The 14,702-nt window shown below is 62.6% G+C and carries 15 protein-coding genes; 6 read left to right on the top strand and 9 right to left on the bottom strand.

Features of this window, described 5'->3' with window-relative positions:
- Nucleotides 1–43: 43 nt before the first annotated feature.
- Complete coding sequence (locus tag CO666_RS15040) at nt 44–1,111, top strand: GGDEF domain-containing protein (protein WP_097612895.1); 1,068 nt, start codon at nt 44–46, stop codon at nt 1,109–1,111.
- Between the two features lie 38 nt (nt 1,112–1,149).
- Here CO666_RS15040 and CO666_RS15045 read toward each other — a convergent pair whose 3' ends face one another.
- Together CO666_RS15045 and CO666_RS15050 are read right to left on the bottom strand one after the other, a co-directional pair.
- Entirely contained in the window at nt 1,150–1,761 is a 612-nt protein-coding gene (locus CO666_RS15045) for a pyridoxamine 5'-phosphate oxidase family protein (RefSeq protein WP_097612896.1), read from the bottom strand.
- 36 nt (nt 1,762–1,797) lie between these two features.
- Nucleotides 1,798–2,772, bottom strand: a complete 975-nt coding sequence (locus tag CO666_RS15050) for an alpha/beta hydrolase (RefSeq protein ID WP_097612897.1) — start codon at nt 2,770–2,772, stop codon at nt 1,798–1,800.
- A gap of 47 nt (nt 2,773–2,819) precedes the next feature.
- Between CO666_RS15050 and CO666_RS15055 the strand changes: the two genes are divergently transcribed.
- Nucleotides 2,820–3,287, top strand: coding sequence for a MarR family winged helix-turn-helix transcriptional regulator (locus tag CO666_RS15055; RefSeq protein WP_097612898.1), 468 nt, complete (start codon nt 2,820–2,822; stop codon nt 3,285–3,287).
- A 54-nt stretch (nt 3,288–3,341) separates the two neighbouring features.
- On the opposite strand, the gene CO666_RS15060 is transcribed toward CO666_RS15055, so the two are convergent.
- Nucleotides 3,342–4,532, bottom strand: coding sequence for a low temperature requirement protein A (locus CO666_RS15060; protein ID WP_097613048.1), 1,191 nt, complete (start codon nt 4,530–4,532; stop codon nt 3,342–3,344).
- A 36-nt stretch (nt 4,533–4,568) separates the two neighbouring features.
- Nucleotides 4,569–4,943 carry a gamma-butyrobetaine hydroxylase family protein gene (locus CO666_RS15065; RefSeq protein WP_097613049.1) on the bottom strand — a complete coding sequence of 125 codons (375 nt, stop codon included), beginning with the start codon at nt 4,941–4,943 and terminating at the stop codon, nt 4,569–4,571.
- A gap of 136 nt (nt 4,944–5,079) precedes the next feature.
- Between CO666_RS15065 and moaA the strand changes: the two genes are divergently transcribed.
- Nucleotides 5,080–6,126, top strand: a complete 1,047-nt coding sequence (moaA, locus tag CO666_RS15070; protein ID WP_097612899.1) for a GTP 3',8-cyclase MoaA — start codon at nt 5,080–5,082, stop codon at nt 6,124–6,126.
- A gap of 238 nt (nt 6,127–6,364) precedes the next feature.
- Here moaA and CO666_RS15075 read toward each other — a convergent pair whose 3' ends face one another.
- Nucleotides 6,365–7,150, bottom strand: coding sequence for a class I SAM-dependent methyltransferase (locus CO666_RS15075; RefSeq protein ID WP_097612900.1), 786 nt, complete (start codon nt 7,148–7,150; stop codon nt 6,365–6,367).
- A 116-nt stretch (nt 7,151–7,266) separates the two neighbouring features.
- Here CO666_RS15075 and CO666_RS15080 point away from each other — a divergent pair, with 116 nt between their 5' ends.
- The 3 genes from CO666_RS15080 to CO666_RS15090 are packed head-to-tail and all read left to right on the top strand — an operon-like array spanning nt 7,267 to nt 10,226.
- A complete protein-coding gene (locus CO666_RS15080) occupies nt 7,267–8,403 on the top strand; it encodes an ABC transporter substrate-binding protein (protein ID WP_097612901.1) in 1,137 nt (378 codons plus the stop codon).
- Between the two features lie 6 nt (nt 8,404–8,409).
- Nucleotides 8,410–9,480, top strand: a complete 1,071-nt coding sequence (locus CO666_RS15085; RefSeq protein ID WP_097612902.1) for a FecCD family ABC transporter permease — start codon at nt 8,410–8,412, stop codon at nt 9,478–9,480.
- Nucleotides 9,474–10,226 carry an ABC transporter ATP-binding protein gene (locus CO666_RS15090; RefSeq protein ID WP_097612903.1) on the top strand — a complete coding sequence of 251 codons (753 nt, stop codon included), beginning with the start codon at nt 9,474–9,476 and terminating at the stop codon, nt 10,224–10,226. Before CO666_RS15085 ends, CO666_RS15090 begins: the two co-directional genes overlap by 7 nt.
- 30 nt (nt 10,227–10,256) lie before the next feature.
- Here the strand turns inward: CO666_RS15090 and CO666_RS15095 are convergent, their stop codons facing one another.
- The 4 genes from CO666_RS15095 to CO666_RS15110 form a co-directional block, all read right to left on the bottom strand.
- Nucleotides 10,257–11,207 carry a sugar-binding transcriptional regulator gene (locus CO666_RS15095; RefSeq protein WP_085737461.1) on the bottom strand — a complete coding sequence of 317 codons (951 nt, stop codon included), beginning with the start codon at nt 11,205–11,207 and terminating at the stop codon, nt 10,257–10,259.
- Nucleotides 11,208–11,228: 21 nt separating this feature from the next.
- The gene (locus tag CO666_RS15100; protein WP_097612904.1) at nt 11,229–12,695 is read right to left on the bottom strand and encodes an FGGY family carbohydrate kinase; all 1,467 of its coding nucleotides are present in this window, start codon (nt 12,693–12,695) and stop codon (nt 11,229–11,231) included.
- A gap of 67 nt (nt 12,696–12,762) precedes the next feature.
- A complete protein-coding gene (locus CO666_RS15105; RefSeq protein ID WP_097612905.1) occupies nt 12,763–13,719 on the bottom strand; it encodes a transketolase family protein in 957 nt (318 codons plus the stop codon).
- Entirely contained in the window at nt 13,716–14,528 is an 813-nt protein-coding gene (locus CO666_RS15110; protein ID WP_097612906.1) for a transketolase, read from the bottom strand. The genes CO666_RS15105 and CO666_RS15110 overlap by 4 nt, the downstream gene beginning before the upstream one ends.
- Between the last annotated feature and the right edge of the window lie 174 nt (nt 14,529–14,702).

Genomic DNA, 14,702 nt, shown 5'->3' on the forward strand with positions numbered 1-14,702 from the left:
ACAACTAAAATATTGCCTTCGAATATATGAGGAGTATCGCCGGATGAATACGGCTGCCGCGCCCAAGGTGCAGGTTCCCGACGTAGCGGGCCAGATCACCTATGCCATGCGCTCGATGGGCGTTGCGCCGATACCCCGCAATTACGAACTCTTCTACGAGGCCTATATCGGCTCCAATCCGGCGCTCACCCGGGAACTTGCAGCCCTCGGCTCCCAGGTGACCCAGGCCGAACTCGACGCGCTCGGCGCGCAATATTTCACCACCAGCCCGGTCCGCGTCTTCGACGACGCCCATACGCGCATATCGGGCGAACTCGATGGCCTGTTGCGGATCCTGCGACAGGAGCAGAGCTCGCTGGAAAGCTATACACGGCTGCTCGGCGAGACGCACAAACGCATCACCTCCAAGAGCAATGCCAGCGTCGAACTGATCGAAAACGCCATCGAACTTTTGAGCCAGGCGACCGGCGACACCATGGCGCATGGCGAACGCACCGTCGAGGATGTCGTCCAGCGCTCGCAGGAAATGGACCAGGTCCGCAAGGAACTCGACGAATACAAGCGCATCGCCAACACCGATTCGCTGACGCGCCTTTCCAACCGCCGCGCCTTCGACGAGCGCCTCGCCGCCGTCTTCAACAATCCCGGCATGCGGCCGGTGACGGCGCTGTTGCTCGCCGACATCGACAATTTCAAGAAGATCAACGACACCTACGGCCACCCGGTCGGCGACAAGATCCTGGCCACCGTCGCCTCCGTCATCCGCAGCAACGTCCGGCGCGACGTCTTCGTCGCCCGCGCCGGCGGCGAGGAATTCGCGCTCATCATCGACGGCAATACCGCGGAGGAAATCACGGCGATCGCCGAGCGCATCCGCCGCACGCTGGAAACGACCCCGTTCAAGAATTCCCGCACGCGCGTGAACTACGGCCCGATCACCGTCTCGATCGGCATCTGCATGGCCTCCAGCGCCGAAGATGCCGGCGAACTCTACAGCAAGACCGACATCGCCCTTTACGGCGCCAAGAATGCCGGCCGCAACTGCACCATTCTCTATCAGGACGGCATGCAGAAGGATTTCACCAAGAGCTGGCTGATCTACAAGACCTGACGGCCGCCATAATAATCAGCGCCAGGCGACAGACGTTGTCACCACATCGTCTTTGCCGCCCGTCCCGGCCATTCCCGGTCGTAGGTTTCCTGGTCGAAATCGCCGACGGCGCCCTTCAGCATCTGTCCCGGCGTCGGCAGGCCTGCCGGATCGGCGAAGTGCGCGGCGTTCCAGAGCTCGGCCCGCATTACCGCACGCGCGCACTGGAAATAAACCTCGTCGATCGAAATGACGACGACGGTGCGCGGATGTTTGCCGTCCATCTCGAAACTCGAAAGCAGCGCCTCGTCGTCGGAGACCAGGCCGCGGCCGTTGATGCGCATCGTCGTGTTGGAGCCGGGGATCAGGAACATCAGCGCCAGCCTGGGATCGCGCACGATGTTGGAGAGTGAATCGACGCGGTTGTTGCCGCGCCAGTCCGGCAGATGCAGCGTCTCGTCGTCGACGACGCGCACCACGCCGCCGAGATCGCCGCGCGGCGAACAGTCGAGCCCCTCCGGCCCGACCGTCGCCAGCGCCGCAAAGGGCGAGATCTCGATCATCTCCCGATAGAGCGGCGTCAACCGCTTGGTCACCTTGTCGACCGAGGCCTGCGACAGCCCGGCGCCATAGATCGTGTTGAGCTCTTCGATGCTGCTGATGATTTTCATGAAGCGTCCCGCCGCGGCTTGATGTCGCCACGGACGCTACAATGCCGCGCGCCGCGCCGGAAGCTCAAAAAATGGAATGATCTCCGCATCTTTTTTGATGCTTTCCCCGGCTTTCTCATCTACGCCGCCTTCGAGAAAGGCCGCGATCGCGCCAAGCACGGGGGCCGCGGCGACGATGCGCCGATGCCCGAAGCCATTTGCCCAGAACAGCCGCACACTCGGATCCGCCGCGCCATAACGCCTGGCATGGGCCGGCGACACCTCCTTGTCGTCCTCGGCATGAATGACGAGCACCGGCCGCCCGATCGCACCGACGCTATTGGCGGCATCGAACTCCCCGAGTCGCCGCCCGGTGACACGATGAACCTTCTTCTCCAGCGCCATCTGCGCGGCAGTGCGAAGGCCGATCATGCGGCCGAAATCGGTAAACAGCCATGCCATCTCGCTCGGTGCGCCGATCAGCACCAGCCGCCCTGAGGTAACAGGCGCCACACCGGGCAGCAGACCCGCCGCTGAGACCATCAGCGCCGCACCGCCGAACGAATGGCCGATGACCGCATCGAATGCGCCGAAGCGCTGCTCGACCGCCGCGATCGCGCCGACCGCAAGCCCCATATGCAGGAAACGTCCGCCCGCGCGCCCGTGGCCGGGAAAATCGAGCGCCACCACCTCGGCACCCGTTGCCGAAAGCATCGAAATAAGTTCGGCCATGTAGACGGCGCTCGAGCCCCAGCCATGCGTGACGAGATAGCGCTTGCGCTGGCCGATCGCTCCACCGTTCAACCTATAGGCATGTGCTTTAGCGCCGCCGGCAAGCCTGAGGACGAAGCGCTCGACGCCGGCAAGCCGGATTACGCCGGCCGCATGCGCCGCCTTCGCTTTCTCTCCTTTCGGCCGCGGCGACGGCGTCCGACAGAACAGCCGAAACGCCGCTTTGCCCGCCAGATCCGGCGAAACCGCCTGCAAGGCCGAAAATCCGAGGCGGGTGACCTCAAGCGCAAAATTTGCCATAGTGAGAATCCAAAAGACTGTTCAACACTGAACAATAAAGTACAACGATGAACAAAAATCAATCCCTTCCCTGGGATCATCCGCGTTTTCGCAGCTGGATTGCGGTGGCGCGCGCCTGCCAGTTGATGCAGCAGTCGCTGACGCGCTCGCTCGCCGATCTCGACATCAAGCCGCCGCATCTCGACATTCTCGTCAATCTCTACCGTTTCGAAGGCATCTCGCAGCAGGAACTGGCGCGCAAGCTGCTGGTCGGCCGCTCCAATATGAGCATGCTCTTACCGCAAATGGAGAAACGCCGGCTAATCGAGCGGCGCGGCGACGAACGCGACAAGCGCGTCCTGCGCCTCTATCTCACCGGTGAAGGCCGCAAAGTAACCGAGGCGGCGATGGCGATCCAGACCGATCTCATCGAACGTACGCTCTCCGACGAGCCGATCGAACAATGCATGGCGACCGCCACCTCGATGGAGCGCATCATCGCCACGCTGCTGAAAGATCTGCGCGACGAGGATTAATGCATGTCGCCCAAAGTGTGCAGCGGTTTTAGGAGGACGACATGCGCTTGATGATCAATGCAGCGACGGCGCTGCCGATGTGCCGCTCAGCGACCGATATTCCCAGGCAGCGACGACGATCAGCACCAGCGTCGCCAGAATGCCCAGCAGATAGATCTCGATGAAAGGTGCTGCGAAGGCAAGCAGGATCAGCAGAACGAGGCCGGCGAGATGCGACAGCGGCAACTGGCCGCTCGTCGCGCCCTTGAACCAGAGATTGCCGATCAGGAACAGGCCGGAGCCGCCGAGCACTGCCGCAGCGATGCCGAGATCGCCGGTCTCGTGCGGATGCGAGAACATGAATTCGACCGCGACCGCATGCACGATAATGCCGGCGAGAATCGGGATATGCCCATAGGTGAAGGCCTGCCGCGCTAAGCTCCCCGGCGTCTCCTCATGCTCGATGCGGTGGGCGGCGCGCCCGTGGCCGAAGCGGAAATACAGCCACCACATGGCGACCGTGCCGATGAAGGCGGTGACGAAGACGATACCGGTCAGCGCTGAAAACGGCAGTTCCGAAAAGGTGCGGCCGGAAACCAGGATGGCTTCGCCGAGGCAGATGATGACGAAGAGCGCGCAGCGCTCGGCCATATGCGCCCCGGAAACGTCCCAGTCGCTTGGCCTCGAGCGCCCGAGCCCCGGCACGGCAAAACCCGCCGCCGGCCCGATATATTCGATGGCAAGCGCAATCACCCAGGCGATCAGCCGGGCTTCATGCTCGAGCAGCCCGCCCGCAATCCAGAAGACGCCGGCCGCCACGAGCCAGGTGGTGATGCGGATGAAATTCAGCGTGTTGGCGCGGTCGACGCGCGTCATGGCATAGGTGGTAAACAGCGAACGGCCGACCTGCATCGCCACATAGGCGCCGGCAAACAGCAACCCCTTGTCGCCGAAGGCCTCGGGGATCGAGGCGGACAGCAGCAGCCCGAGCATCATCAGCGCCACCAGCATGCCGCGCACCGGCATCTTGTCTGGGTCGAGCCAGTTGGTCACCCAGGCGGTGAAGATCCACACCCACCAGACGGCGAAGGTCATCAGCGCCGCTTCGGCCGCACCCAGCGGCGTGTAGTGGGCGGCGAGCGCATGCGAAAGCTGCGAGATCGAAAAGACGAAGACCAGGTCGAAGAACAGTTCGAGGAAGGTCACCTTGCTGCCGCTCGCACTCCCCTTGGCGCGCAGCCAGTTCTTTGCGTTCGTTTTCGCCATATCGCCCCCGATATTCATAAAATTTCAGCTTGAAGGTCAGCGCGGCTTTTCCGCCGTATCGCGGCTCATGCCCTTTTCCCTGAGCTCGTCCTCATAGGCCGAAAACAGCTCAGGCCCCCGTTCACCGAGCTCGCGCAGATAGGTCCAGGTGTAGATGCCGGTATCGTGCATATCGTCGAAGCCGATCCTGACCGCGTAATTGCCGGTCGGCATCATCGAAATGATCGCGACGTTGCGCTTGCCCGGCACCGTCACCTTCTGCCCCGGCCCATGCCCCTGCACCTCGGCCGAGGGCGACAGCACCCGCAGCATCTCGGCCGACAGCTCGAAGCTCTGGCCGTCGTCGAAGGTCACCGCCAGCCGCTGCCTGTCTTTCGAGACGCGGAGTTCGCTCGGCCAGATATCGCTCATCATTTTGTCCTCTTCTCATGCGAGGAGTAGGCGCTGATCTTTTTCAGCGCAAGCTGAAATTGGCATGCGCACGCAGCCTGTTTCCCTTGACGCGACAATAGCCTATGCCCACATTGACTGGAGTACGGAGATACAGGTGAACACTAGAGTTGGAACGTTAGGCGCTGCATCGCCGCTGGTGGCGGACGCGCATCCGATGATCGACCCTTTCGGCCGGGCGGTCACCTATCTCCGCGTCTCCGTCACCGACCGCTGCGATTTCCGCTGCACCTATTGCATGGCGGAGAATATGACCTTCCTGCCGAAGAAGGATCTGTTGACGCTGGAAGAGCTCGACCGTCTGTGTTCCGCCTTCATCGCCAAGGGCGTCAGCAAAATCAGGCTGACCGGCGGCGAGCCCCTGGTGCGCAAGAACATCATGTATCTGGTCCGCCGGCTCGGCGAAAAGATCGGCGCCGGCCTCGACGAATTGACGCTGACCACCAACGGCTCGCAGCTGTCGCGCCATGCCGAGGAGCTTTATGATTGCGGCGTGCGCCGCATCAACGTCTCGCTCGATACGCTCGATCCCGACAAGTTCCGCAAGATCACCCGCTGGGGCGATTTCGCCAAGGTCATGGAAGGCATCGACGCGGCTCAAAAGGCAGGGCTGAAGATCAAGCTCAACGCCGTGGCGCTGAAGGATTTCAACGAGGCCGAGATGCCCGACCTCTTGCGCTTCGCCCATGGCCGCGGCATGGACCTGACCGTCATCGAAACCATGCCGATGGGCGAGATCGAAGAAGACCGCACCGACCAGTACCTGCCGCTCTCCGAGCTGCGCGCCGATCTGGAGAAGCAGTTCACCCTCACTGACATCGATTACCACACAGGCGGCCCCGCGCGTTACGTCAGCGTCACCGAGACCGGCGGCCGCCTCGGCTTCATCACGCCGATGACCCATAATTTCTGCGAGAGCTGCAACCGTGTCCGCCTCACCTGCACCGGCACGCTCTATATGTGCCTCGGCCAGAACGACGCCGCTGATCTCAGAGCAGCCCTCCGCGCCACCGATGACGATGCCCTCCTCCACGCCGCCATCGACGAGGCCATCACCCGCAAACCGAAGGGCCACGATTTCATCATCGATCGCACGCATAACCGCCCGGCCGTGGCCCGGCATATGAGTGTCACTGGTGGGTGAGGCCCGGTCCCCGCAAAGCGGGGAGCGATCGATCCAGTGAATCGATCGCAGGGCCGAACGCCCTGAGCCCAGGCGAAGGGCCGGGATACGATGCGGCAAACTCGAGGCGATGAGGGGACAAGCGACGACAGGAGCGCGTGCGCTGAGCGCAAGCGAAGGGCAATTAATGGAGTGCCGTGCGGCCCCCTCATCCGACCCTTCGGGCCACCTTCTCCCCGCTGGGGAGAAGGGAACCCCCTCACCCAGGCTTACGCGCACAAATCGCAAACCGCTCCTGCACCAACCGCTCCAGCCCCCGCAAAAACGGCATCTTGCGCGCCTGCGCCCAATGGATGTCGCCAAGCTTGCGGTCGACCACGATGTCCACAAAACCCGCCTCGCGCAGAAGATCAACGATCGCCTCGGCCGGCATCTGCTTGGAGAAATGCACGCGCGAGCGGATCTTCTGGTGCCGCGCCATCATTTCAGGCGACATATGGCTCGCCGCCGGCCTGCCGGTCAGCTTCGTCCAAAACTTCTGCAGGCCCTTGACCCAGGTTTCCCTGCCCATATTGCCGTCGACGATCAGCACCCTGCCGCCTGGCTTCAGCACCGAAAACCATTCCTTGAAGGCAGACGCCGGGTCCACCAGCGTCCAGACGAGATGTCGGTTGGTAATGGCGTCGTAGCTGTCCCTCGGCTCCATGGTGTTTTCGGCGTCGCCGGAAACGAAGCGGATATCGGTGCCGCGCTTCTTCGCCTTGGCGCGCGCCTGCGCCAGCATCGCATCCGACCAATCGAGGCCGGTCACCTTGAAGCCGACATCATGCATCAGATGCGAGATGACGGCCGTGCCGCAAGCAAGATCGAGCAGCGGGCGCCCCTGGCCTTCGCCAAGATGCTTCCTGATCAGCCGCTGCCAGCCCTTCCGCTCTTCTTCCGAAAAGATTTCATGGCCGACGCTCTGGTCGAAGCTATCAGCCCGTTCCGACCAGAAATCGCGGATTTCGTCGCGGATCGAGTAGTTCGTGTTCATCGAATTCATCGCAGGCACCCCCGGCATAACATCAGTTTGGAAATGCTCTAAAACATATAACTTGATTCATAAAGTCATATTTCTTATGCCTGCGGACATTATTCAGACGTCAGGGGAATTTCCAGATGAATTTCGTGAAAATGCTCGCAGTTTCCGCAGCTGCGATAGCCGGCTTGATGCCGCTTTCGGCCCTTGCGCAGTCCTTCACCATCAAGGATGTGGCAGGCCGAGAAGTGAGTTTCGATAAGCCGGTCGAGCGTGTGATCCTTGGGGAAGGCCGCATGCTGTATGCCGTCGCACCGATCGAGAAGGAAGATCCCTTCGCCAAGATCGTCGGCTGGCGCAACGATCTCTGGACCACCGACAAGGATGGCTTCAACGCCTATGTCGAGAAGTTTCCGAAGGGCAAGGACCTGCCCTTTCTCGGTAACCTCACCGACGGTACGCTGCAGACCGAGACCGTCGTCAAGCTTCATCCCGATGTGCTGCTGCTGCCGATCGGCAACAAGACAGCCGCCGACGAAGTGAAGCTCGAAGACATGCTCGCCGGCATCGGCGTGAAAATCGTCTATATCGATTTCCGCGAACATATTCTCGCAAACACCGAACCGAGCCTGAAGATCCTCGGCAAGCTCTTCGGCCATGAGGACCGCGCCGAAGCCGTCGCCAGCTTCTGGAAGGAGCAGATGGCGCGCGTGACCGACAGACTGAAGGCAGCCAATCCGCCGGAGCCGAAGGTCTTCATGTATCGCGCCGCCGGTCTGGTGGAGTGCTGCGGTACCTTCGGCCCGGATAATTTCGGCCTGATGGTCGATTTGGCCGGTGGCCACAATCTCGGCTCCGATTTCCTGCCCGGTTATACCGGCTCCATCAATGCCGAACAGGTCGTCGCTTCCAATCCCGAGGTGATCGTCGTCACCGGTTCCAACTGGAGCCAGACCAAGGATGCCAAGGATTTCGTCAATGTCGGCCCGAATGCCGCAGCCACCCTCGGCGACAGCCGCAAGGCCCTGATCACGCTGATGGAAAACCCGGCCTTCACCGGCTCCAAGGCGGTGGCCGGCGGCAATGTGCACGCGATCTGGCACCAATTCTATACCAGCCCCTACCAGTTCGTCGCCGTCCAGCAGCTGGCCAAATGGTTCCACCCGAACCTCTTTGCCGATCTCGACCCCGATGCCACCTTCAAGGTATTCCACGAGAAATTCCTGCCGGTCGCCTATCAGCCGGGCTACTGGGTCGACGCCAAGGCAGGTAATTGATCCGCGATGGCCGAGATCGCCGCCATATCGATCGAAGCCGAAGCCGGGCGGGAGCGCTATCGTGCGCTTGCCCGGCGCAAGCTGCTGATCCTTTTCGCCATGACGGCCGCGCTCTGCCTGTCCTTCGCCGTCGATCTCGCCTGGGGCCCGGCCCGCTATAGCCTCGGTGAGGTCGTCTCCGCCCTCCTCGACCCAGCCTCCGTTTCCGATCAGATCCGCGCCGTCGTCTGGGACATCCGCATGCCGGTCGCCGTCATGGCGATCGTCGTCGGCGCCTCGCTCTCGGTCGCCGGCGCGCAGATGCAGACGATCCTCGCCAATCCGCTCGCCAGTCCCTTCACCTTAGGCATTTCGGCGGCGGCAAGCTTCGGCGCGGCGCTGGCGATCGTCACCAGCGTTCCGCTTCTGCCCGTCGCGGCCGGCCTGCTGGTGCCGGTCAATGCCTTCGTCATGGCGCTGATCGCCACGCTCTTCATCCATTTCGTCTCGCAGGCCCGCGGCGTCTCGGTGCAGACGGTGGTGCTGCTCGGCATCGCCCTGGTCTTCACCTTCAACGCCGCCCTCGCCTTCCTGCAATATCTCGCCTCGGAACAGGCGCTGTCGGCCGTCGTCTTCTGGACGATGGGCAGCCTCACCAAGGCGACGTGGCCGAAGATCTGGGTGACGCTCGCCGTGCTGCTGGCAGCCCTGCCGCTCTTTGCCCGCAATGCCTGGGCGCTGACCACCATCCGCCTCGGCGAAGACAAAGCCGCAAGCTTCGGCGTCAATGTCCGCCGCATCCGGCTGGAAACCATGCTCGTCGTCTCGCTGCTGGCCGCAGTCCCCGTGAGCTTCGTCGGCACGATCGGCTTCGTCGGCCTCGTCGGCCCGCACATCGCCCGCATGATCCTCGGCGAGGACCAGCGCTTCTTCCTGCCGGGCTCGATCCTCTCGGGCGCGCTGCTGCTGTCGCTGACCTCGATCGTCTCGAAGTCGATCATCCCGGGCGTCGTCTTCCCGATCGGCATCATCACCGCGCTGGTCGGCGTGCCCTTCTTCTTCTCGCTCATCCTCTCGAACAGGAGCCGGTCATGGTAGCGCTTCAACTGCAATCGGTCGGCGCCTATCACGGCCGCAAGCTCTTCGTCGAAGACGTGACGACGCCTGTCATGACATCGGGCGAGGTCGTCGCGGTCATCGGCCCGAACGCCGCCGGCAAGTCGACGCTTTTCAAGCGTATCACCGGCCTGCTCAAGGGCCCGGGTCATGTCGTCGTCGAAGGCTCGAAGGCGAAGAACGCCATCAGCTATATGCCGCAGGATACCTCGGCCAATGCGGTGCTGACCGTCTACGAATCCATTCTTCTCGCCCGCAAGCAGGGCCAGTCCTGGGCCGTCGGCGACGGCGACCTGCACTTTATCGACGAGATCATGGCAGCGCTCGACATATCAGCCATCGCCTTCCGCGACCTCGGCGCGCTCTCCGGCGGCCAGCGCCAGCTCGTCTCGATCGCCCAGGCGCTCGTCCGCGAGCCCGAAATCATGCTGATGGACGAACCCACCAGCGCCCTCGACCTCCACCGCCAGATCGAGGTGCTGGACTTCATGCGCCGCCGGGCCCGCGCCAAGGGCATGCTCGTCCTCATCGCTATCCATGACCTCAACCAGGCGCTGCGCTTCGCCGACAAGGTGCTGGTCATCGCCAACGGCCGCATGCGCGCCTGCGGCGCCCCAAGGGATGTGGTCACCGCGCAGATGCTGCGGGAGATCTACAGGGTCGAAGCCCGGGTGGAGAAATGCTCGCTGGACCACGATCATGTGATCGTCGATGGGACGGCGCATTGAGCCGAGAGGCGGGTGCTCCGCCCTGCCCCGTCAGTCGATCAATCGCTGCGCGGTAAACTTGTCGGTCACAAGCATGTCGATGACCCCGACGCGGAGCGCGCCGGCGATCGCGTCGGTCTTTTTGGCTCCGCCGGCAAGAGCAATGACCCGGTCCACCCGTTCGAGATCCTCGAGCGGCAGCCCGATGACCCGATCATCAAGCGGCGTCTTGACCGGCTTGCCGTTTTTATCGAAGAAGCGAAGCGAGATATCGCCGACGGCGCCCGCTTCCGCGAGATCGGAGAGTTCGCGGGAGGAAAAGATGTTGCCGGAGCGGGCGAGAAGTTCGGACGGTTCGACGGCGCCGATGCCGACGATCGCCAGCGTTATGCTGCCGAACAGGTCCATCGTCTCGCGGACGAACGGGTCGGCCTGCATCAGAAGCTTTGCCTCCCTTGATGTGGTCACGCCCTGCACAGGCAGCAGTTTCGGCTCGGCGCCGGTCAGCCGCGCAAGCCGCGTGGTCAGCTGCGTCGCATGCGTCTGCACGGAAGGATCGCCCATGCCGCCAAGGGTCTGGACGACGTATTTCACCTGAGCGCTCTTCGAAGGATGGATGTTCTCGACCATCTTGAAAATGGTCTGGCTCCAGCTCGAAACGCCGATGATCTCCCCTGGTGAAAGCGTCACCTCCAGCAGATGAGCCGCGGCCTCGCCGATGCGGGCCATGATGGCGCCGTCGCGATCTTCCGTGCACTCGACGACGATCGCCTCCGGCAGGCCGTATTTCTCGCGAAGCGCGCCCTCCAGCTCGCTATAGGTGCCGACGGGAGGGATCACGCTGGTTCTGACGATATCCTCGGCCTCGGCGCGCTTCAGCATGCGCGATACCGTCGCCTGCGACAGGCGAAGGTGCTCTGCGATCTCCGCCTGCCGCCGCCCCTCGATATGGTACATCTGGGCGACCCTTGAAATGAGGCGGAGTTCGTTGAGGCGAGTCATCACTGATCCCAGAGTGAATTTTTATTCACCTTTAGCCTGTGTTTGGCGAAACGTCGAGCGGGCGAGCGCATCATTCCAGCGATCGAGAAGCCCCGCGCGGTCGACGGGTTGCGGCTCGATGATTTGAGTGTTTCGCGGCAACGCCGCGACAATGTCGAGATCGCTCCACAAGCCGAGCGACAGTCCCGCAAGATAGGCAGCGCCCAGGGCCGAGGCCTCGGGTGCTTCGCATTGGATCACCGGATGTTCGATGAGGTTCGACACACACTGCATCAGGAAGCGGTTCTGGCTCGGTCCGCCATCCACATAGAGCGCACCGAGTTCGCCGCCGCTCTGCGTCCGCATGGCCGCGATGACGTCATGCACCTGGAAAGCGATCGAATCGGTCACCGACCGGGCCATTTGCGCCCGTGTCGTATTGAAGTTGATCTGCGAGAACAGCGCACGGGCATCGGAGTTCCAATAGGGTGCGCCCAGTCCCACGAACGCCGGCACGAAGCCGGGCCCGCCCGGCGCGGCGCTCGCCGCAAGCTCGACCAGCGCCGCCACATCCGCCAGGCCGAGAATATCGGCCATCCAGGGAAGACTGGCGGCGCAAACGAGAATATTGCCTTCGAAAGCAAATGTCGGCTTTCCCCCGAGACGCCATGCGACGGTGGTCGTGACGCCGTTGCGTGGGGGAATGAAGTGCGAGAGCGTCGTCATGACCGAAGAGCCGGTTCCGAAGGTCACCTTGCCGTCGCCCGGCTTGAAGGCTCCGTGACCGAAGAGGGCCGCATGGCTGTCGCCGATCGCGGCCATGATGGGCGTGCCGTCCGGCACCCCCGGCAACCCTTGCGTTCTGCCGAAATCGGCCGAGCTGTCGAGGACCTCGGGCAGCAGCGCGATATCGACGCCGAAAACATCGCCGAGTTCCTCGCTCCATCTCTGCTCCCTGAGATCGAACAACTGGCTCCTGGCGGCATTCGAGGCGTCGCAGGCATGCCGGCGCCCGCCCGTCAGGCAGTGGACGAGCCAGCTGTCGATCGTTCCCAGCCGCACCGATCGCCCGGCCGCAATACGGTCGAGCAGCCAGCGGAATTTCGAACCCGGAAACATCGGATCCAATGGCAGGCCGGTCAGCGCCTGCACCCGGTCAAGTTGGCCTTCGGCAATCAGACGTTCGCAATCCTGCGCCGTTCGGCGGCACTGCCAGCTGACCACCGGCCCAAGCGCCTCGCCCGTATCGGCGTCCCAGGCGGTGACGGATTCGCGCTGGTTGGAAATGGCGACCGCCTCGACCGCCACCTCCGGGCCGGCCTTCAGGCAGGCGTCGACCGCTTCGCGGACCGAGGCGTAGAGCCGGCGCGGGTCCTGTTCGACCCAGCCCGGCTTCGGATAGGCGATGCCGACAGGCGCCGAACCTCTACCGACGATCTCTCCCTCCTCGGAAACGAGAACGGCCTTTGAATTGGTCGTGCCCTGGTCGATTGCCAGAATTGCCCGCATTCCATCCTCCCGGATCAGGTGGCAGGCCGGGACGGCAAAAGCCGCCCGGCCGATCGCATGACCCCAGTTACTTGCGCCTGATCAGTGCCTGCGCGGCGTCGGCGATGGCCGACGGCGCCATTCCGAATTCGTCGAGCAGGAACTCTGCCGAACCGGTCGGAGCATAGACGCCGGGAACGCCGAGACGTTTCATCGGCACCGGGGCATTGTCGACCACCACTTCGGCGACCGCCGAACCCAGTCCGCCGAAGATCGAATGCTCTTCGGCCGTGACGATCGCTCCGGTTTCCCTCGCCGCGGCGATGATCGCCTCTTCGTCGATCGGGCGAACCGTTGCAAGGTTGAGCACTCTGGCATCGACGCCGCGCTCCGCAAGGATTTCGGCCGCCTTCAGAATGCGATGGGTCAAAGTGCCGTTGGCGATCAGGGTAACGTCTGAACCCTGGCGAAGAAGATTGGCCTTGCCAAGTTCGAACTGATGACCTTCCGGAAGCAGGTCGGGCACGCCGACCCGCGACAGGCGCAGGAAACAGGGCCCGTCATAGGTCGCGGCCCACGCAACGGCGGCAGCGGTTTCGATGCGGTCGCAAGGCGCAATCACCGGAAGATTGGGCAGCACCCGCGTCCAGGCAAAGTCTTCGATCGAGTGATGGGTCGGACCGAGTTCGCCATAGGCCATTCCGGAAGAAATGCCCACCAGCTTCACGTTGGCGTTCGAGTAGGAAATATCGGCCTTGATCTGCTCCAGCGACCGCCCGGTGAGAAACGGAGCTGCGGCGCAGACGAACGGAAGTCGTCCGCCGTTGGCAAGGCCAGCTCCGACGCCGACCATGTTCTGCTCTGCGATGCCGACATTGACGAGCCGCTCGGGAAATTTCGACTTGAAGCCGCCGAGCTTGGAGGAACCGACGGAGTCGTTGCAGACGGCAACGATCCTGTCGTTTTCGACGGCCAGCCGCTCCAGCGTGGCGGCGAATGCGTCGCGGCAATCATAGAGCTTGGGTGGGTTGATTGGCGCGTTCATGACAAGGCCTCCGACAATTCTGCCAATGCGATTTCGTATTGTTCCCTGCTCGGCACCTTGTGGTGCCAGTCGACCCGGTCCTGCATAAACGAGATCCCATGGCCCTTGTTGGTATGGGCGACGATGCAATGCGGTCTTGCGCCCCGGTGTTCGAGAGCAGGAACGATTTCGCTCATAGCGTTGCCGTTGATCTCGGTGACCTCCCAATCGAAGGCTTCGAGCTTCGGACGAAGCGGCGCGAGATCGTTGGTTTCGGCGAGTGCTGCGCCCTGCTGGAACCTGTTGTGGTCGATGACCAGCGTCAAGTTGTCGAGCTTGAACTGGGCTGCCGCCATGATCGCTTCCCAGTTGGAGCCCTCCTGCATCTCGCCGTCGCCGGTAACGACGTAGGTGTGAAATCCAGCGCCCGAGAGCTTGGCGGCTTTCGCCATTCCGACGGCGACCGGCAGACCATGGCCGAGCGGCCCGGTATTGGTTTCGACGCCGGGAACCTTGTTGCAATTCGGATGCCCGTTCAGCCTCGAATGCGGCTGCAGGAAGGTGGAAATCTCCTCCTCCGGGATGAAGCCGCGTTTTGCGAGCGTCACATACAGAGCGCAGGCCGTATGTCCCTTGGAAAGCACGAACCTGTCGCGGTCGGGATGCTTGGGCTGATCCGGCCAGATATTCAGCACACGAAAATAGAGCGCCGTCAAAATGTCGATGACCGACATCTCGCCGCCGATATGGCCGGCGCCCGCTTCAAAGACCGCCTGAAGATCGCGCAATCGGATCTCGCGGGCGATGCGCTCAAGTTCTGTCGTATCCATCGATTCCTCGTGTGCATAAATATTCAGTCTTCAATATTTTTGCACACAAAGCCGATTAGTCAAGCCCCTTAAGCCAAGCATCGGGAGCATGAGCCGGATGAAATCTTGTTGACAGCCGGAAAGCAAGTTGTTAATGAATTTTCCAGCAGGCATGAATAATTATTCTATCCTGAC

It is taken from the genome of Rhizobium chutanense (genome assembly GCF_002531935.1).
GTDB lineage: Bacteria > Pseudomonadota > Alphaproteobacteria > Rhizobiales > Rhizobiaceae > Rhizobium > Rhizobium chutanense.